The sequence below is a fragment of the Nonomuraea sp. NPDC049714 genome, assembly GCF_044465295.1.
Taxonomy (GTDB): Bacteria; Actinomycetota; Actinomycetes; order Streptosporangiales; family Streptosporangiaceae; genus Nonomuraea.
The window spans coordinates 292,022-310,417 of sequence record NZ_JBITLM010000014.1; the positions used below are offsets into that span (position 1 = coordinate 292,022).

Here is an 18,396-nt window from a genome sequence, read left to right on the forward strand (position 1 = left end):
CGACCCACCCCGAGCCTGCCCGCGCCGAACCGGCCGGGCAGGCTCGGCGCGGGCCTGCCCAGGCAGGCCCGCGCGGACGTCGCGCTCGGGGGCGGTCTACGACAGGTCCGCCTCCGCCAGCAAGAGCGGCACCGCGTCGGGGTCGCGCAGCAGCGCGGCGACCGCCAGCCGGTCGTTCCACTGGCCGGTGGCCCAGGCCAGGCCCCGCGCCAGCCCGTCCAGGCCGGTGCAGTGCACGGCGCCCTCGAAGAAGCGCCACGCGCAGCTCACGCCGTCGACCAGCAGCTTGTCGTGCTCGACGTAGGTCTCGGGGGCCGTCGGGAGCAGCGAGCGCACCTGCGGCGGCACCGGCCGCGTCTCGCCCGCCGAGGTGACCTCGCCGGAAGTCATCTCGCCGGCGAGCGGCAGGTCGAGCAGCTCCGACAGGGACTCGGCCAGGTCGTACGGCGCCAGCACCAGAGGATGCTGGGTGACCAGTTGCAGCAGGTCGGGCGCCTCCACCACGACGACCCGCTCGGCGTCGGACACCACGATGTCGCCGCCGAGCACCGAGCGGACCCGGGGCGGCGGCGCCACCCGGGACGGCTCCACGCCCGCCAGCGCGATCCACAGGGCCCGCAGCTGGGCCCGGTCCACCACGATGGACTCGTCGGCCATCAGATCGAGCAGCTCCTCCGGGCCGCCGTGGGAGTCGAGCAGCTCGGCCAGCGTGCTGCGCACGCCCAGCATCGCCAGCGCCGCCTCGTCCAGCCCCGCCGGCGCGTCACCGTAGAGGCCCTGCAGCAGCGGATCGGCCCCCGGCAGCCGCAGCTCGCGCGGCTTGCGCCCGCCGAGCACGGGGTGACCGGCCAGCCACCAGGCGGTGTAGGAGGGCACCTCGACGCCCTCGACGCGCAGCGGGTGCAGCGCAGCGCGCAGCGGCGGCCTGGTCAGCAGCGCCAGCGCGGCCTCCCAGTCGGCGACGAGCTCCAGGTCGCGCACCGCCACGAACTCCGGCACCACCGGCGGCACCTCGAGGTCGGGCAGCAGGTCGTGCAGATGATCGAGCCAGTCGTCCTCGCCGTCGAGGTCGTGATCGCAGTCGTCCTGGTCGAGCAGCACGTCGGAGTCGTGCACCACGGCGAAGCCGTCGAGCACCCCGACGGCGGCCAGCACGCGCGGGCCGTAGGTCTCCACCAGGTCGTCGGCGACCACCCCGAGGTGCGTGTCGGGCTCCAGCAGCCCCGCCAGCGCGCCACCGGCCAGCATCAGCTCACCGGCCGGATAGAGCTCGCCGTCGGCGCCGCGCAGCGCCAGCTCCGCCAGCCACGGCGCCTCACCGGGAGCCAGCGACACCGCCTGGACGAGCGACAGCACCGCCTTGGCCAGCGGCTCCGCGTCGGAGCCGTCGAGCGACCTGGAGACGGCCTCCCTGGTGAGCGGGTCTTCGAGGATGGTCCTGGGGGTGGCCTCGGCCGCGCCCAGCCGCACCAGCGCCGGATGAGCGGCGTCCGGGTGCACGATGCGCAGCCCGAGCGGCGCGAGATCGAGCCCGACCTGCTCGGCTCCGCCACCCGAGGCGACCGAGCCGGGCTCCAGGATGAGCGTGCCGCGCGGCCCGCGCACCAGCCGCCCGTCGGCCAGCGGCACCGGCAGTGCGCCCAGCGACTCGGGGTCGTCGGCCGGGAGCACGTCGTACAGCGAGCGCCACCAGGAGGGGTCGCGCGACTCCACCGCCTCCCCCGACAGCAGGTCCACCACCTCGGCCAGCTCCACCCGGCGCACGCCGAGCGAGCCCATGGCCGGATCCCTGGCGGGCCAGCCGGCCGGCAGCAGGCCCGGGACGAAGTCGGCGACGGCCGCCAGCATCTCGGACGAGCCGGCCACCACGGCGGCCTCCCGGCCCGTGACGACCCAGCCGTCGGCCTCCGGCTCCTTGGCCGGGTGCTCGACCTGCCACTCGGCGTCGGGCTCGTAGACGTCGGCGTCGGCGAACGACGGCGTCTGCACGGCGGGGGCCGGGGCCGACAGCGCCGGCAGCAACGGCACGTCGGGGAGCCGCTGCAGGATGGCCCGGCGCACCCGGGCGTCGAGCTCGCCCTTGCCCATGAGGGCCGGGACGAGGCTGAGCAGCCTGGGGGTGCGCGGCAGCTCCCTGAGCAGCGTGACGTAGGCGTCGGCGGCCCTGTCGACCAGGAAGTCGGTCAGCGGCCCCTTGGCCACGTGGCGGCGGTCGGTGGCCATCGGGAAGGAGGCGATGAGCAGCGCCGGCAGCGCGAGCGGCTCATCGCTCGGCGTCGGCGCGTGCACCACGGGCGGCACGTTGGCCGGCAGCGGCCCCGGCTCCCCGGTGCCGGTGAGCGGGACGGCCCAGCGCACCGACCAGAACGGACGGGCGCGCTCCTCGGTCGGGCGGTCGGCGAAGAGCCCGGCCACCTCGTCGGAGGCGAACTCCCCGGACGCGGAGACCACGTGCCAGCCGTCGGCCGACACCGTGCGGATCTCGCCGTCGAGGTCGATCTCGATCGCGGTCAGCGCGGGCATGCCCAGCGGCAGCGCCGGGCTCGCCTCCAGCAGCATCCGCCGCACCGCCTCGGCCGACGCCTGGTCACGCAGCGGGAGACGTACGACGGAGTCGAAGCCGTCGGGCACGTCGAGCGGGTCGGCCGCGAACGGCAGGCGCAGCAGCGGGACGTGGCCCGAACGGGAGGTCAGCTCGCCCGCGAGCCCCGGCACGGAGGAGACCAGCCCGGCCGTCTCCGCGCGCGACCAGCGGACCGCGCCCGTGGCGCGGGAGCCGATGGACGGCTCGTCGCAGATGGAGACCACCGCCGCGAACCCGACGCCGAACCGGCCCGCCGCGCCCACCTCGTCACGCTTGCCGGAGACGCGCAGCGTGGACAGGCCCTCCACCCCGACGGCGTCGAGCGGCGCGCCGGTGTTGGCGGCGGTCAGCACGTCACCGCGCAGCGTCAGCCGGAGCACCCCTGGCACGCCCGCGCGCAGCGCCGCGTCGGCGGCGTTCTGCGCCAGCTCGACGATCAGCCGGTCGCGGTAGCCGCCGAGCGCGAAGTCCTCCTCGGCGTTGGCGTCCTCGCGGAATCGGGCAGGCGAGGCCGTCCAGGAGGCGAGCACGGCGGCCCGCATCCGGTCGGTGCCGAAGGTGTCGGTCATCGATCACGATCCTGTACATGGAAGTAGGCGAGACACCGTAGGTTAGCGGCCCTCACCGACACTCCCCGACGGAAAGGATCAGGAGTGGCCGAGCTCCTCGGAGGCGGCTTCGTCGACCGAGCCCGCCTCCTCCTCCATCATGTCGAAAGTCAGCTCGTCGAGGATCGGCATCGCCTGGTCCACCGGCGGCGGCATGACGGCGGCCTCGGAGTGCGCGCCACAGCCATGGTCGGCGGCGACCACGCGGCCGTCGTCCGGCGCGTACTCGTTAGTGCAGACGCCGAACATCTGCCGGAGCCCACCCGCGAGCAGCCAGTAGAAGCCGCAGGTGGAGCACTGCGCGGGAGCGGCGTGTGCGATCGGAGTATGCGGCCCGTGCTCGCCCGAATGCCAGCGTCTGGCGGTCCGGTCCTTGCCGATGGCCGAGAGCACACGTGCCCGGCCCAGGCCGTACTCGAAAATCATCTGACGATCGGCGTCGTCGTCGGTCTCGGTGAACCCCGGCTCCAGCCGGTCGTCGTCCTCCGGGGTCGGCAGCAGGTCGCCCACGCCCAGGTCGCCCGGCCGCAGCCGCTCGCTCCACGGCAGCCACTCGGGCGCCAGCAGCGCCCCCTGGCCGGGCAGCAGGACGGCCTCGCTCACCGTGACCTTCTTCGCCCGGGAGGCACGGGTGACCGTGACGGCCCAGCGCCAGCCGCGGTAGGCGCGGTCGAGGCAGGCGAAGTAGTGGGTGACGATCCGGTCGCCCTCGCCTTCGTAGCCGAGGTGCTCGCCCGGCTCGCCCGGTCGCGCGAGCTCCCCTGCGGCGGCGCGCGCCAGATCAACCGCGTCGACACATGCCTGATCGGGCGCGGAGACGCGGGTCCTGGCACGGCTCATCGGCCCGCCTCCGCCGAAAGGTGCTGTTCGCTCACACTTCATTCTCACCCATGACGGGACCGGACGGGGACCTCTAGTGCGGATCCGGCGCTGAGATCGCCCCGAGATCGGGTAAGACTGGTAGGCGTGGAGGGAGGCTGGGAGCGAGCGAGAGAGATCTCGCGACGCATGGGACGCGGCGTCGCCGACGCGGGCCGCGCGACCGCACGCGCCGGAAAGGCGACCGCCGGCGGCACCGCCCGCGCGGGCCGGGCCACCGGCCGGGGCGTGCGCAAGGTCGGCCAGGCCACCCGCCGCCTCACCCACGCCCACGGCGCCGACCGCACCGGACTCGGCCGCCTGATCGAGCTCACCGCCGGGCACAGCGCGGGTGACACGCTGGTCACCGTGGCGCTGGCCAGCACCGTCTTCTTCGGGGTGCCGGTCGGCGAGGCCCGCGGGCCCGTCGCCCTCTACCTGGTCATCACGATGCTGCCGTTCGCGTTGCTGGCGCCGTTCGTGGGGCCGATCCTCGACCGGTTCAGGTCCGGCCGCCGCTACGTCATGGCCGGCACGCTGTTCGGCCGTGGCCTGCTGTGCTTCGCGATGGCCGCCGCCGTGGGGCCGCAGGACCTGCTGACGCTGTTCGCCGGGGCGCTGGGCGTGCTGGTGCTGTCGAAGGCCTACAACGTGTCGCGTGCGGCGATCATGCCGAGCGTGCTGCCCGCCGACATCACGCTCGTCTCGGCCAACGCCAGGGTGGCGCTGTTCTCGCTGGTGACGGCCGGGGTGATGGTGCCGGTCGGCGCGGGGCTGACGCTCTGGCTGGGCAGCACCATGATGCTGCGGGTGGCCATGGTGGTGTTCCTGGTCGCCGGCGTGTTCGCCGTCCGGCTGCCCCGGCACGTGGACTCGCCGGACCTCGACGAGGAGACGCCCGAGGAGGGCCGGGCGCCGCGCTGGCGGACCCTGCTCAAGGTCGGCCCGGCGGTGGGCGAGGCCGTCTGGGCCAACGTGGCCATCCGGTTGTTCTCCGGCTTCCTGCTGTTCTTCCTGCTCTTCCTGGTGCAGGACAAGGGCGTGCCGTGGCTGGCCGTGCCCGACCCCTTCTTCGACACGCCGAAGACGATCGCGGTGCTCGCGGCGGCGGCCGGGATCGGCGGCCTGATCGGCGCGTTCGCCGCCAACTGGACCCGCAACCACGCGCCCGGCGTCGTCGTGCTGCTCACGCTGGGCACGACCGCGGTGACCACGATCCTGGCCGCGATCTTCTTCGGCCTGTGGGCCGCGGTCGCGGTCTCGCTGATCACCGCGTTCGCCCAGGAGCTGGGCAAGCTCGCCCTCGACGCGATCGTGCAGCGAGAGATCGGCGAGGAGGTCCGCTCGTCCACGTTCGGCGTGGTCGAGGCGATGCTCCAGCTCGCCTGGGTGTTCGGCGGGCTGATCGGGCTGGTCCTGTCGCTGACCGAGAGCAGCACGGCCGGGCTCGTCACGCTGGCCGTGGTGCTCACCGCCGTGCTCGGCTGGCTGGTCGTGACCAGGCGCACCCGCATCCGCGCCGCCAACCGCCGGACGCGCGCCCAGCACGCCGACCAGCACCAGCCGGCCCAGACCGCGGAACAGGCCGCGGGCCGGCGGCCGGACCGCTATTCAGACGCCGAGCCGCTCGACACCACCAAACTCGACACCACCAAGCCGCTGACGAACCCGCACGGTTAGGCGTCGAGGTCGTCGGCCACGGCCCGGAGCACCTGCGCGATCTTCTTGGCGTGCGCGGCGTCCGGGTGCTTGCCGCGCTGATAGGACGTCGAGACGTCGTCGAGCAACTTGATCAGGTCCTCGACGATGACCACCAGCTCGTCCGGCTTCTTCCGCTTGGCCTTGGGCTTCGTCTTCGCCAGCGTCGGCGGCTGCTCGAGGATCCGCACCGAGAGCGCCTGCTGGCCGCGCCTGCCCTCCGCGACGCCGAACTCGACCTTCTGGCCGGGCTTCAGTGGCCCGGCGTTGGCCGGGAGCGCGGAGGAATGCACGAAGACCTCACCGCCGTCGTCACGGGTGAGGAAGCCGAAACCCTTGTCGGCGTCGTACCACTTGACCTTGCCACTCGGCACAGGAGGACCTCGTTCAAACAGTCGTGATTAAGGTGATGGACGTAGGTTATGCCCCGCAGAGCGGCAGGGCGACCGGGTAAATGCCGGTGAATTAGCGGACTTCCTCGCGCGAGCGCCAAGCGGCGAACCAGGTGCCGAATTCCGTCAGGTCGCTCAGCGCCACATCCGCCCCATGATCGCGCAGCTCTCCCACCGTGTAGGGACCGGTCGCGACCGTCACGCTGACCGCGCCGCCCGCCCGCGCCGCCTCGATGTCCGCGACGTGGTCGCCCACGTACGCCTCCGCGCCGAAGCGGGTGAGCGCCGAGCCCTTGGCCGCGCCGAAGACCGAGCCGGCCACCTCGTCCACGTCCAGCCCGAGCCGACGCACCGTGCTCCTCGCGTCCCGGGAGTTCTTGCCGGTCACGACGATGACCCGGCCGCCACCTGCGCGAACGCTCTCGATCGCCTCGTGGGCCCCGGCCATCACGGTGTGCGCCGGCACGCCGACGTCGGGGTAGATCTCCCGGTAGAGCTCGGCCGCGTCCAGGATCGCCTCGGCGGGCAGCCAGTTGGCCAGCTCGTGCTCCAGCGGCGGGCCGAGCCGCGTGATGATCGCCTGACTGTCGATGCGCACACCCAGCCGGGAGGAGAGCTCATCGTAAACCGCCGCGATCCCCGTTCTCGTATCCGCCAATGTCATGTCCAGGTCGAATCCCACCGAAGTACCCACAGGTGAAGGATGTCAAAGAAGGACGCGGTCCGCGTAACGGGCACCGGCTGTGGGACCGTAGGAAAGACAGAAAGGAACTACTTACCGAGATGACCAGATCGTCAAGCACGGGCGCCAAGCCCACCGGTGTGCCCGCGAGCACCCGTGCCCGGATCGTCGACGAGGCGCTGCGGCTGTTCGCCGAGCGGGGTTACGCCGCCACGTCCGTGGCCGAGATCGAGGCCGCCTCCGGGCTCTCCCCCGGTGCGGGCGGGCTCTACCGGCACTTCAGGTCCAAGTACGAAGTGCTGTCCGCGGCGATCAACGAGCACGCCGCCAGGACCCGCTCCCAGGTCGCCGAGAGCCTGGCGGAGCTGAGCGGCATGGAGGCCTCGGTCGACCTGGAGGTGCGGTTGTCCCGCCTGTGCCGCGCCGGGCTGGCCAAGGTCCGCGAGGAGTCGGAGCTGACCCGGGTCTTCTTCCGCGACCTCAGCCAGTTCCCCGAGCTGGTGACGGTGGTGCGCGAGGGGCTGCTGCAGCCGATGTTCGACGCGATCACCACCTGGTTCGGCGCCCAGCCCGAATACCGGGGCGCGGAGGTCGACTGGGCGGGCATCGGCGCGGTGCTCGGCGGGGCGGTGGTGCACTACCGGCTGTTCCAGGAGACGGTGGGCAGGTCACCGGGCAACGCCGAGAAGGACCAGTTCGTGACCGCGTGGGTGCGGCTGGCCGTCGGCCTGCTGCCCAGCCCCGCGCCCGTCACCTGACGCTCACCTGTGGACGTCGCCGTCGAGTCACCTGTGGACGTCGCCGTCGAGGAGCCGGTAGACCAGCCAGGCGACGCCCGCGCCGGTCCCGATCATGAACATCACGCCGCTGACGTTGAAGAACTGCAGCATGAACGCCTGCAGCCCCGGCTGGTCGCCCACCCGCAGGCCGCCCACGACCACGCCGCCCGCGGTGTAGCCGAGCAGCGGAGCGCAGACCCCGATCAACCGGTCGCGCAATGTCCAGGTGTCGCCGGCCATCACCAGGATCGCGCCGAGCGCCCACACCATCACCGGCACCCGGAAGATGGCCACGGCGGGCAGGTTGAAGGGCACCAGCAGCGCGGCCACCACGAGGATCACCAGGGCCGCGGTCTCACGCGGGTGGTCCTTGACGACGGTCCTGGCGTCCCTGCCGCGGGTCGCCATCGGGTTCGCGGAGAACATGGCCGCCCTGCGCAGCGAGGCGAACGGCAGACCGCGCGCCCGCCCGCCCGGCCCGGGGCCGCGCACCGCCCCCGGCGGCCGGCTCACGTCGTCCGCGATCCTCGGGAACGCCGCCGTCGCGCCGGACCGCGCGGGAGAGTCGGACCGCGCGGGAGAGAGCGCCGTCGGGGCGGGGCCGGAGGTGGGCAGGGCCGGTGCGGCCGGGGGCCGCACGGTGCCGGGGGCGGATTCGGCCAGCCTGCGCACCTCCCGCTCGACCAGCAGGACGGGGTCGCCGAAGCGGGCGAGCACCTTGGACACCCGCCGGGGGTCCTGGCTGCCGTGCCGCTCCTCCTCGATCCTGGCCCGCAGCCGCCTGCTGAAGTCGAGCCGCTGGTCGGGCCGGAGCACACCGTGAGCCGCGTCGGCCGCCTTGCTGACGTAGTTGAGGATGAGCTGGTCCGCTCGCTCTGTCACGCCTAGCAATGCTGCCCCAATGAGCAGGGACATACCATGGCAACGATGGAGTTCACGGAGTGGATCAGGGGGCGCACCGACGAGGAGCTGCGGACGCTCGTCTCAGCGCGTCCCGAGCTGATCAGTCCGGTGCCCGCACACCTGGAGGGCCTGGCGTCGCGGGCGGGCAGCCCTTCTGCGATCGCGCGTGTGCTCGACCGGCTGGACCGCTTCACCCTGGCGGTCGTCGAGACGCTGGCCGTACAGCAGGGTCCGGTCAGGAAGACGGCGCTGCGCGAGCGGGTCGGCGGCGCGCTGGCGGCGGGCAAGCCCGAGCCCGCGCTGGGCGCGGCGCTGGCGCGGCTGCGTGACCTGGCCCTCGTCTTCGGCCCCGACAGCGCGATCGACCTGGCTCCGGGCGTGCGCAAGGTGCTGGAGGACCCGGCGGGGCTGGGTCCGACCGCCGACACGGCGTTCCGGCACCACCCGCCGGAGCAGTTGCAGGAGATGGCCGACGAGATCGCGCCCGGCACGGCGGGGTCCGGCAAGGAACGCCTGGCCGCCGCGCTGGCCGACCCGGCGGCGCTCATCGATCAGGTCTCGCCCGAGGCGAAGAACGCGCTCGAACAGCTCACCTGGGGGCCGCCGACCGGCCGGGTGCCCAACGCCCGCCGCGAGGTGCGGCTCGCCTCGGCCCGCTCGCCCATCGAGCAACTCCTGGCCCGCGGCCTGCTGGCGGCGACCGGCGAGGAGAGCGTGACGCTGCCCCGCGAGGTCGGCCTGCACCTGCGTGGCGGGCGGGTGCACCGGGACCTGCTCGCCGTTCCGCCCGCGCTCGAAGGCACCACCCGCGACCAGGCCATGGCCGACCGGACCGCCGCCGGGCAGGCGTTCATGTTCGTCCGGGCGGTGGAGGAGCTGTGCGAGCGGTGGAGCATCGAGCCGCCCGGCGTGCTGCGCACCGGCGGCCTGGGCGTACGCGACATGAAACGTACGGCGAACGAGCTCGATCTGCCCGAGTGGGCGGCCGCGCTGGCCGTGGAGGTCGCGCACGCGGCCGGGCTGACCGCGTCGGGCGGCAGCGTCGACGGCGAGTGGCTGCCGACCAGCGGCTACGACCTGTGGCGGATCAGGGGCACCGCCGACCGGTGGGTGGTGCTGGCCACCACCTGGCTGCAGATGGACCGGGTGCCCGGCCTGGTCGGCGAGCGTGACGACCGGGACCGCCCGCTGAATGCGCTCCACCCCGACCTGCGCCGCTCCTCCGCGCCGGCGGTGCGCGCCGCCACCCTCGGCGTGCTGCACGCCGCGCCCGGCCTCGCGCCCTCGCGGGACAGCGTCCTGCGCCGGCTCGAATGGGAGCAGCCGCGCCGCCGCGGCCCGCTGCGCGAGCAGCTCACCGAGTTCGCGCTGCGGGAGGCCGAGCAGCTCGGTCTCACCGGGCTCGGCGTGCTGTCCGGCCACGGGCGGGCCCTGCTCGCGGGCGAGGACGCCGCCTCGGTGCTCGACCCGCTGCTGCCCCAGCCGGTCGACCACGTGCTGCTGCAGGCCGACCTGACGGCGGTCGCGCCGGGGCCGCTGACCAGCGAGCTGAACCGCTGGATGACGCTGGCCGCCGACGTGGAGTCCAAGGGCGGCGCGACGGTCTACCGGTTCGGCGAGAGCTCCATCCGGCGCGCCCTCGACGCCGGTCAGGGCGTCGAGGAGCTGCTGGCCATGCTGGAGCGCCACTCCGCCACGCCCGTCCCGCAGGCGCTGTCCTACTTGATCTCCGACGTGGGCCGCAGGCACGGCCGGATGCGGGTCGGCACCGCCGGCGCCTACATCCGCTGCGACGACCCGGCGCTGCTCGACCAGATCACCGCCGACCGCCGTTCGGCCGCGCTGCGCCTGCGCAGGCTGGCGCCCACCGTCATCGCCTCGCGCTCGTCACGGGCCGCGCTGGTCGACTCGCTGCGCGCCATGGGGTACGCCCCCGTCCCCGAGTCGCTGGACGGAGACGTGATCATCTCCCAGTTGGAGAGCAGGCGCACCGAGGGATCGGCGCCGGCCCGGCCGATGACCTCCTCCAACGGCCTCGACCCGGATGTGGCCACGGCGGCCGTGCGGGCGCTACGGGCCGGTGACGCCGCGCACCTGGCCCGGCGGGAGCCCGTCGACGCCCCCAGCGGCCAGATCCCGCAGAGCCCCAACTCCGCCACGATCTCGGTTCTCCGAGAGGCGATCAGGCAGGGCGTGCGGGTGTGGATCGGCTACCGCGACTCGCAGGGCAACGCCACCTCCCGCATCCTGGAGCCGGCCAGGATGGAGGGCGGCTACCTGACCGCGTACGACGAGACCAGGGCCGCCGTCCACCGCTTCGCCCTGCACCGGATCACCGGCGTCTCAAGCCTCTGAGCCGCGCTCTCCCGGTCCCGCTCCCGCTCCCGCTCGGGCCAGCAGGGTCGCCATCGGCGTGTCGAGGTGGACCGTCTGCCGGGCCAGGTCCACGACCGCGGCGGGTGACGACAGGGTGGCGGCGTACGCTCTGGCCGCGGCCAGCTCGTGGCCGCTTCTGCGCGGCGTGGTGCCGGATCCGGCGACGCACAGCTCGAACAGCTCGCCGGAGGCGGGTGCCTCCCAGCGGTGCTCGACCTCGACCGCCGGCGCGGGGGGGCCGTTCCTGGTCAGCACGAGGAAGCAGCCGACCTCGGTGAGCTCGTCGGCCAGCTTGAGCAGGTCGTGCCGCTCGCCGGCGTCACCGGCCCAGTCGTGCAGCAGGTAGGCGCGGCCGGGCTCGAACTCCATCCGCGCGGCCAGCTCCACCACCGTCGCCACCGGGGAGAGCACCGCGACGCTGCCCTCGGCGAGCGGCATCCGCGAGAGCAGGGCGATGGCGCCCAGCCTCTTGCCCGTCGACGCGGCGCCCGCCAGGACCAGCAGGTGACCGACGGCCAGCCTGCGCACCGCGTCCGGGAAGCAGGGCGGCTCCAGGTAGGTGCGCAGGAGCCGGTCGACGTCGTAGGGGTTGAGGTCCGCCAGCACGGCCGGTGGGACGGCCAGCGGGACAGCCGGTGGGACGAACGGTGGGACGGCCGGTGGGAGCTCGGGGACGTCGGCGGGGTGCTCGCGTGGCGGCTCAGTCCCGTGGTCCACGGACCGCACCGTGAGTAGGCGGTATGAAGCTCGTTCTCGTCGGTAATCGTGGGCAGGCAGGTTCTTTCACCAGTGGTAAGGATTGTTGGCCATTACTTTTCTGCCGCTCTGAGCTGGGCGTATCCCCGGGAACGGGGGCGAGCGTGGCCATGACGATCTTCTCCTTCATTTGCTGGTGACTGTCATGCCCGGACAAGGCCGGAGTTGGGTATCTAAACACATCTCCCCCAATCCTGGATCGGCCGGTGCGAAAAACAGGAATCACCACAGGGCGGATTTATGCCTAAATAAAGGGAAGTGGCACACCCTCCACAATGACTAGTCAGCCCGCGACTCGCGCGCCGCCGAGGCTTGACGCCGCCCCGCGAACCGCATCAAGTTAGGGCATGTGACCGAGCAGACACTGGGCCGGCTGGCCGAGGAATCGTGGACCAGGTTCGAGGACTTCGACTCGGTGTTCTACGAGGGAGTCTGGCACCGCAGCCACACGCTGGCCGAGCGGGCCCGCCGGACCTGTGGCGGATTCGTCGAGGCCGGGATCCGGCCAGGTGACCGGGTCGTGATGATGATGGCCACCTCGCCCGAGGTGGGGCTCATCTACCAGGCGCTGTGGGCGGCGGGCGCGGTGGTGACGCCTGTGGTTTTCCTGGTCGGCGCCGAGGAGCTGCGGCACATCCTGCTCGACAGCGGCGCCGTGGCCGTGGTCACCTCGCCGGAGCTGGTGGCCACGGTGGAGGCGACCGGGGTGGACGTGCCGGTGTTCGTGGACACGGCCGAGCTCGAACGCGCCGACGAGCACGGACCGGTGCCGAGAGACCCGGGCGACCTCGCCGCGCTGATGTACACGGGCGGCACCACCGGCAAGGCCAAGGGCGTCATGCTCAGCCACGCGGGCCTGTGGCAGGTGGCCAAGGCCTCCTACGACATGTCCCACCAGGAGGGGATAAATCGTGCGATCGTGCCGGTGCCCCTCTCCCATGCCTACGGGCTGATCGTCACGGTCGCCGGCATGCACGCCACCGAGCCGCCACAGGCCGTGCTGATGCGCTGGTTCGACCCCAAGGCGTTCCTCCGCCTCGCCGCCGAGCAGCGCGTTCAGTACGGCACCGTGGTCCCCGCCATGCTGCAGATGCTGCTGGCCGAGCCGCTGGAGTCACACCCGCTGCCCGACCTGGCCTTCCTCACCTGCGGCGCGGCCCCGCTCGGCAGGGACGTGCTGACGGAGTTCGAGCGGCGGATGCCCGGCGTGCGGATCCTCGAGGGCTACGGACTGACCGAGACCAGCGCGGTGACCACGTTCAACCCGCCGGGCAGGCGCAAGCCCGGCAGCGTGGGCCTGCCGCTGCCCGGCTACACGATCACCATCCGCGACCCGTGGGGCGAGGTCATGGAGACCGGTGACGTGGGCGAGATCTGCGTCTCCGGCGAGGCGCTGATGCTCGGCTACTGGGGTGAGCACGAGCCCGACCCCGGCGGCACCGCGCTGCAGGACGGCGAGCTGCGCACCGGCGACATCGGCTGCCTGGACGACGACGGCTACCTCCACGTCGTGGACAGGAAGAAGGACCTGATCATCCGGGGCGGGTTCAACGTCTTCCCGCGCGACGTGGAGGACGCGCTGAACGAGCACCCGGACGTGGTGATGTCCGGCGTGGTGGGCCGCCCCGACCCGCGACTCGGCGAGGAGGTCGTGGCCTTCGTCCAGCTCAGGGCCGGCGGCACGGTCACCGCCGAGGAGCTGATGACGTGGGCCCGCGACCGGGTCGGCCGGGTGAAGTATCCGCGCGAGGTGACGTTCGTCGACTCGATCCCGGTCACCAGCGTGCTCAAGCTCGACCGCAAGGCCCTGCGGGCCAGGCTCCGCGACTGACGCCGATCCAGTGCGGTAAGGCATGGCCGGGTCGGGCGTGTGGCTGATCCGTGATAAATGTTGACCTCGAAGGAGGTGACATGAGCCACGAAGAACCCCCCGGCGGATACCCCTACCAGCCCTACGGCGCGCCGTACGGCCAGCAGCCCCCTCCGCAGTACGGCTACGGCTATCCCCCGCCCCCACGACACAGCGGGCCGAACGCCAACGCGATCGTCTCGCTCGTGCTCAACCTCATCGCCATCGTCAGCTGCTGCAACCTGCTCGCCATCCCCGGCGCGATCCTCGCCGGGCTGTCCCTGCGAGCGTCCACCGAGCCCGGTGCCGCCCGCACCATGGTGATCTGGAGCTGGGTCCTGTTCGGGCTGGGTTTCCTGCTCACCATCGGCACCTTCCTCTTCCTCGGCGTCAACGGCTATCTCGACGACTAGCCGGGCCGTTTCGCAGATCGGGACTGATTCGGCCGTCGTGCGTGTTGGATAGGCGTCAACCGTAGAAGGGATGTCTGTGAACGACGGCCCGCTCATCGTCCAATCGGACAAGACGCTGCTGCTCGAGGTCGATCACGACAAGGCCGCCGAGTGTCGTAAGGCGATCGCGCCGTTCGCCGAGCTCGAGCGCGCGCCCGAGCACGTGCACACCTACCGCGTCACGCCGCTGGCGCTGTGGAACGCCCGTGCCGCCGGGCACGACGCCGAGCAGGTCATCGACGCGCTGATCGGCCACAGCCGCTACCCGGTGCCGCACGCGCTGCTCGTCGACATCGCCGAGACCATGGCCCGCTACGGCCGGCTCCGGCTGGAGAAGGATCCGGTCCACGGCCTGATGCTGACCTCCACCGACCGGGCCGTGCTCGAAGAGGTGCTGCGCTCGAAGAAGATCCAGCCGATGCTGGGCGAGCGCCTGGGCCCCGACTCTGTCGCCGTGCACCCGAGCGACCGGGGCAACGTCAAGCAGGCGCTGCTCAAGCTGGGCTGGCCCGCCGAGGACCTGGCCGGTTACGTCGACGGCGAGCACCACAAGATCGACCTGACCCAGGACGGCTGGACGCTGCGCCCCTACCAGCAGGATGCGGCCGACGCGTTCTGGGACGGCGGCTCCGGCGTGGTGGTGCTGCCGTGCGGCGCCGGCAAGACGATCGTCGGCGCGGCCGCGATGGCGCACGCCCAGGCGACCACGCTCATCATGGTCACCAACACCGTCTCGGCCCACCAGTGGCGGCAGGAGCTGCTCAAGCGCACCTCGCTGACCGAGGACGAAATCGGCGAGTACTCCGGCTCCAAGAAGGAGATCCGCCCGGTCACCATCGCCACCTACCAGGTGATGACCACCAGGCGTAAGGGCGTCTACAGCCACCTGGAGCTCTTCGACGCGCGCGACTGGGGCCTGATCGTCTACGACGAGGTGCACCTGCTGCCCGCGCCGATCTTCCGGATGACCGCCGACCTGCAGGCCCGCAGGCGGGTCGGGCTGACGGCGACGCTGGTGCGCGAGGACGGCCGCGAGGGTGACGTGTTCTCCCTGATCGGCCCCAAGCGCTACGACGCGCCCTGGAAGGAGATGGAGAACCAGGGCTGGATCGCACCGGCCGACTGCGTCGAGGTCCGCGTCACGCTCACCGACGAGGAGCGGCTGGCGTACGCGATGGCCGAGGCGGAGGAGCGCTACCGCTTCTGCGCCTCCACACCGTCCAAGACGCAGGTGACCAAGGCGCTGGTCCGCCGCCACCTGGGCGAGCAGGTGCTGGTCATCGGCCAGTACATCGACCAGCTCGACGAGCTGGGCGAGCAGCTGAACGCGCCGGTCATCAAGGGCGAGACCAGGATCAAGGAGCGGGAGCGCCTCTACCAGGCCTTCCGCGACAAGGAGATCCAGGTGCTGGTGGTGTCGAAGGTCGCGAACTTCTCCATCGACCTGCCCGAGGCGGCCGTGGCGATCCAGGTGTCCGGGACGTTCGGCTCACGTCAGGAAGAGGCGCAGCGGCTCGGCCGGGTGCTGCGGCCCAAGGCCGACGGCGGCGGGGCGCGCTTCTACACGGTGGTGAGCAGGGACACGGTCGACCAGGAGTTCGCGGCGCACCGACAGCGGTTCCTGGCCGAGCAGGGATACGCCTACCAGATCATCGACGCGGACGACATCCACGACGAGGTGTGACGCCCGGCCGCCCGCCAGGAGCGGCCAGGCGCTAATGCCCTATGTCCACGAGACTCCGCGGGCCGTCGACAATCGAACCACCCCCCTCACTGCGTCCTCTCCGCGACACTGCCGGATCCGGCAGCGACATACCCTGATGATCCGGCATTCCCACCTGGTATGCCCGGATTTTTCGGTATTTCCGGGGTTCGTTACGCGGCCGTGTCGATCACTTCGCGAGCATGCCGCCGAGGAAAAGCACGCCCTCGGCGGCGATCCACGCCACGACGCCCGTCCCCATGAGCCGGCCGAACAGACGCGGGTCGTACCTGGCGGACGGGACCAGCCACGCCGCCAGGGTGAAGCTGGCGGCGACGGCCGCGAACAGCGCCGACACGGTGGAGACGGTGGCCAGCCGGTGTGAGCAGGCGGACGACGACTCACCGCTGCCGCAGAACGCCTCCAGCCCCCAGCCGGCGAACACCGACAGGCTCCAGAGGGCCGCCAGCAGGAAGCTCGCGACGGTGGGGATGATCGGGGAGATACCGAGCCGGACGCGCGACACGCCGACTTCCTACCCTCCTTCAGGCCCGGCTAAATGCTTTGGAGGGCCGTCGGCGGGCCCACTAAGCTGGTGGATTCGCTACCTTGACCACCACCTCCGGGAGGCACTTTCGCATGCCCGCACACCAGCTGGCCCCCGACATACCCTCCGACGTGCTCGCCGCCGAACAGACCCATCTCGCCGAGTCCAGGGCCGCGCTCCAGGCCATGCGCGCGCACGCGCAGTCGCTGTCGTCGGACGCGGCCGGCGACTGGGTCTCGCAGCAGATCCTGCAGTCGCTCCTCGACCAGCGGGTCGCCGCACTGGCCGACCATCCGGACACGCCGCTGTTCTTCGGCCGGCTCGACCGCTCGATGGACGACGACCTGCCGTCCGTCATCTACGTCGGCCGCCGCCACGTGCACGACGGCAACAGCCGTCCGCTGGTGATCGACTGGCGCGCCCCGGTGTCCCGCGCCTTCTACCAGGCCAGCCCGGCCGACCCGATGGGCGTGGCGCTGCGCCGGCGCTTCGGCTACCACGGCGGCGCGCTGACCGCGTTCGAGGACGAGCCGCTGGGCCAGGGCGCCGAGATCGGGCCGTCCAGGATCCTCACCGAGGAGATCGAACGCCCGCGCACCGGCCCGATGCGCGACATCGTCGCCACCATCCAGCCCGACCAGGACGAGATCGTCCGCGCCGCCCTGACCGAGACCGTGTGCGTCCAGGGCGCCCCCGGCACCGGCAAGACGGCGGTCGGCCTGCACCGGGCGGCCTACCTGCTCTTCACCCACCGCGAGCGGCTCGCCCGGTCAGGCGTGATGATCGTCGGCCCGAACCGCGCCTTCCTGTCCTACATCTCCTCCGTGCTGCCCGCGCTGGGCGAGGTCAAGGTCGACCAGACGACCATGTCCGGCCTGCTCGGCGAGCACGCGACGCCGGAGGACCCGATGGTCTCGGCCGTCAAGGGCGACGCCCGGATGGCTGAGGTGCTGCGGCGCGCCCTCTGGCTGCACATCGCGAAGCCGGAGGAGGGCCTGGTCTTCAGCAAGGGCGCCTACCGCCACCGGGTGGCCGACTACGAGGTGCGCGAGATCGTGGCCTCCCTGCGCGGCACCACCCGCTACGGTCCCGGCCGTGCGGCCCTGACCCAGCGTCTCGCGCACCTGGTCCTCGTACGGATGGAGCAGCGCGGCGAGTCGCCCGACGACCGGGTGCAGGACGCGGTGGCCCGCTCCAAGCCGGTCAGGCAGCTCGTGGACGCCGTCTGGCCGAAGCTCACCCCCGAGCAGGTCCTCCACCGTCTCCTGTCGGACCCGGAGTTCCTCGCCCGAGCCGCCAAATCCGATTTTTCGCCCGACGAGCAGGAGATGCTGCTTTGGCGGAAGCCGTACCGGAGCTGGAAGTCCGCGAAATGGTCCGCTGCGGACGCCGCGCTCCTGGACGAGCTCGGCGACCTCATCGAGCGCACGCCCTCGATCGGCCACCTCGTCGTCGACGAGGCGCAGGACCTGTCGGAGATGCAGCTGCGCGCCCTCGGCCGCCGCTGCCGCAACGGCTCCGCCACCGTGCTCGGCGACCTCGCCCAGGGCACCACCGCCTGGTCGACCAGCTCGTGGCAGACCGTGCTCAAGCACCTCGGCCAGGAGGGCGAGGTCACCGAGCTGACGCTCGGCTTCCGCGTGCCGCGCGAGGTGCTCGACTACGCCGCCCGCCTGCTGCCCTCCATCGCCCCCGACCTCGCCGCCCCCCGCTCGCTGCGCCCCGGCGCGGGCTCCCTGTCCGTACGGCCTGACGGCGAGCTCGGGCAGGCCGTCGCCGAGGTCCTGACCAGGGAGGGCTCGATCGGCGTGATCGTGCCGGACGCGATGGCCGCCGAGGCCTCCGCCTCGCTGGCCGACGTCCCGCACGTCGTGCTCGGCCCCGACTCGACCGACGAGCACCGGCTGCTGATCGTCCCCGCGACGCTGGCCAAGGGCTTGGAGTACGACCACGTGATCGTGGTGGAGCCGGCCGACATCGTCGAGGCCGAGCCCCGCGGCCTGGCCCGCCTGTACGTGGTGCTCACCCGGGCCGTCACCTCCCTCACGGTCCTGCACCGCAAGCCCCTGCCCGCCCAGCTGACCTCCTGACGCCCCGGGGGGGGGGGCGGGGGGGGGGGGGCCCCCCCCCCCCCCGCCGGGGGGGGGGGCGGGCCGGCGCGGCGGGCGGGGGGGGGGGCGGCGCCGCGCGCCCCCCGCAAGACCGCGCCC

Annotated in this window: 14 protein-coding genes; 7 read left to right on the forward strand and 7 right to left on the reverse strand. The window is 72.5% G+C overall.

Annotation, left to right across the window (positions count from 1 at the left end; all coding sequences use genetic code 11):
• Positions 1 to 96: 96 nt before the first annotated feature.
• Positions 97 to 3,153, reverse strand: coding sequence for a sacsin N-terminal ATP-binding-like domain-containing protein (locus ACIBQX_RS41675; protein WP_397014643.1), 3,057 nt, complete (start codon positions 3,151 to 3,153; stop codon positions 97 to 99).
• 78 nt (positions 3,154 to 3,231) lie between these two features.
• Positions 3,232 to 4,032 (reverse strand): DUF3027 domain-containing protein, encoded by an 801-nt coding sequence (locus ACIBQX_RS41680; RefSeq protein ID WP_397014645.1) that lies wholly within the window; start codon positions 4,030 to 4,032, stop codon positions 3,232 to 3,234.
• A gap of 168 nt (positions 4,033 to 4,200) precedes the next feature.
• Here ACIBQX_RS41680 and ACIBQX_RS41685 point away from each other — a divergent pair, with 168 nt between their 5' ends.
• Positions 4,201 to 5,730 (forward strand): MFS transporter, encoded by a 1,530-nt coding sequence (locus ACIBQX_RS41685; RefSeq protein WP_397014647.1) that lies wholly within the window; start codon positions 4,201 to 4,203, stop codon positions 5,728 to 5,730.
• Here ACIBQX_RS41685 and ACIBQX_RS41690 read toward each other — a convergent pair.
• Both ACIBQX_RS41690 and ACIBQX_RS41695 read right to left on the reverse strand, forming a co-directional pair.
• Complete coding sequence (locus ACIBQX_RS41690) at positions 5,727 to 6,122, reverse strand: cold-shock protein (protein WP_397014649.1); 396 nt, start codon at positions 6,120 to 6,122, stop codon at positions 5,727 to 5,729. The two genes, ACIBQX_RS41685 and ACIBQX_RS41690, sit on opposite strands and share 4 nt — an antisense overlap.
• A gap of 91 nt (positions 6,123 to 6,213) precedes the next feature.
• Positions 6,214 to 6,834 (reverse strand): HAD family hydrolase, encoded by a 621-nt coding sequence (locus ACIBQX_RS41695; RefSeq protein ID WP_397014651.1) that lies wholly within the window; start codon positions 6,832 to 6,834, stop codon positions 6,214 to 6,216.
• An 89-nt stretch (positions 6,835 to 6,923) separates the two neighbouring features.
• Here ACIBQX_RS41695 and ACIBQX_RS41700 point away from each other — a divergent pair, with 89 nt between their 5' ends.
• Positions 6,924 to 7,580: a TetR/AcrR family transcriptional regulator gene (locus tag ACIBQX_RS41700; protein WP_397014653.1), complete on the forward strand. Its 657-nt coding sequence runs from the start codon at positions 6,924 to 6,926 to the stop codon at positions 7,578 to 7,580.
• Positions 7,581 to 7,607: 27 nt separating this feature from the next.
• Here ACIBQX_RS41700 and ACIBQX_RS41705 read toward each other — a convergent pair whose 3' ends face one another.
• Positions 7,608 to 8,483 (reverse strand): hypothetical protein, encoded by an 876-nt coding sequence (locus ACIBQX_RS41705; RefSeq protein ID WP_397014655.1) that lies wholly within the window; start codon positions 8,481 to 8,483, stop codon positions 7,608 to 7,610.
• A gap of 45 nt (positions 8,484 to 8,528) precedes the next feature.
• Between ACIBQX_RS41705 and ACIBQX_RS41710 the strand changes: the two genes are divergently transcribed.
• Positions 8,529 to 10,859: a helicase-associated domain-containing protein gene (locus ACIBQX_RS41710; RefSeq protein ID WP_397014657.1), complete on the forward strand. Its 2,331-nt coding sequence runs from the start codon at positions 8,529 to 8,531 to the stop codon at positions 10,857 to 10,859.
• Here ACIBQX_RS41710 and ACIBQX_RS41715 read toward each other — a convergent pair.
• The gene (locus tag ACIBQX_RS41715; RefSeq protein WP_397014659.1) at positions 10,848 to 11,597 is read right to left on the reverse strand and encodes a hypothetical protein; all 750 of its coding nucleotides are present in this window, start codon (positions 11,595 to 11,597) and stop codon (positions 10,848 to 10,850) included. The two genes, ACIBQX_RS41710 and ACIBQX_RS41715, sit on opposite strands and share 12 nt — an antisense overlap.
• A gap of 388 nt (positions 11,598 to 11,985) precedes the next feature.
• Between ACIBQX_RS41715 and ACIBQX_RS41720 the strand changes: the two genes are divergently transcribed.
• From ACIBQX_RS41720 to ACIBQX_RS41730, 3 genes are all read left to right on the forward strand, one after another.
• Positions 11,986 to 13,467, forward strand: coding sequence for a class I adenylate-forming enzyme family protein (locus tag ACIBQX_RS41720; protein ID WP_397014661.1), 1,482 nt, complete (start codon positions 11,986 to 11,988; stop codon positions 13,465 to 13,467).
• A gap of 80 nt (positions 13,468 to 13,547) precedes the next feature.
• The gene (locus ACIBQX_RS41725) at positions 13,548 to 13,898 is read left to right on the forward strand and encodes a hypothetical protein (protein ID WP_397014663.1); all 351 of its coding nucleotides are present in this window, start codon (positions 13,548 to 13,550) and stop codon (positions 13,896 to 13,898) included.
• A 70-nt stretch (positions 13,899 to 13,968) separates the two neighbouring features.
• Positions 13,969 to 15,621: a DNA repair helicase XPB gene (locus tag ACIBQX_RS41730; protein WP_397014665.1), complete on the forward strand. Its 1,653-nt coding sequence runs from the start codon at positions 13,969 to 13,971 to the stop codon at positions 15,619 to 15,621.
• A 208-nt stretch (positions 15,622 to 15,829) separates the two neighbouring features.
• Here the strand turns inward: ACIBQX_RS41730 and ACIBQX_RS41735 are convergent, their stop codons facing one another.
• Entirely contained in the window at positions 15,830 to 16,165 is a 336-nt protein-coding gene (locus tag ACIBQX_RS41735; protein ID WP_397014667.1) for a hypothetical protein, read from the reverse strand.
• A 113-nt stretch (positions 16,166 to 16,278) separates the two neighbouring features.
• On the opposite strand from ACIBQX_RS41735, the gene ACIBQX_RS41740 reads away from it, so the two are divergent.
• Complete coding sequence (locus ACIBQX_RS41740) at positions 16,279 to 18,276, forward strand: HelD family protein (protein WP_397014669.1); 1,998 nt, start codon at positions 16,279 to 16,281, stop codon at positions 18,274 to 18,276.
• Positions 18,277 to 18,396 lie beyond the last annotated feature (120 nt).

What these genes read in the sequence shown, in the direction of transcription:
- ACIBQX_RS41675 (WP_397014643.1), bottom strand. Translation starts at nt 3,153, where the DNA reads ATGACCGACACCTTCGGCACCGACCGGATGCGGGCCGCCGTGCTCGCC.
- ACIBQX_RS41680 (WP_397014645.1), bottom strand. Translation starts at nt 4,032, where the DNA reads ATGAGCCGTGCCAGGACCCGCGTCTCCGCGCCCGATCAGGCATGTGTC.
- ACIBQX_RS41685 (WP_397014647.1), top strand. Translation starts at nt 4,201, where the DNA reads ATGGGACGCGGCGTCGCCGACGCGGGCCGCGCGACCGCACGCGCCGGA.
- ACIBQX_RS41700 (WP_397014653.1), top strand. Translation starts at nt 6,924, where the DNA reads ATGACCAGATCGTCAAGCACGGGCGCCAAGCCCACCGGTGTGCCCGCG.
- ACIBQX_RS41710 (WP_397014657.1), top strand. Translation starts at nt 8,529, where the DNA reads ATGGAGTTCACGGAGTGGATCAGGGGGCGCACCGACGAGGAGCTGCGG.
- ACIBQX_RS41725 (WP_397014663.1), top strand. Translation starts at nt 13,548, where the DNA reads ATGAGCCACGAAGAACCCCCCGGCGGATACCCCTACCAGCCCTACGGC.
- ACIBQX_RS41730 (WP_397014665.1), top strand. Translation starts at nt 13,969, where the DNA reads ATGTCTGTGAACGACGGCCCGCTCATCGTCCAATCGGACAAGACGCTG.
- ACIBQX_RS41740 (WP_397014669.1), top strand. Translation starts at nt 16,279, where the DNA reads ATGCCCGCACACCAGCTGGCCCCCGACATACCCTCCGACGTGCTCGCC.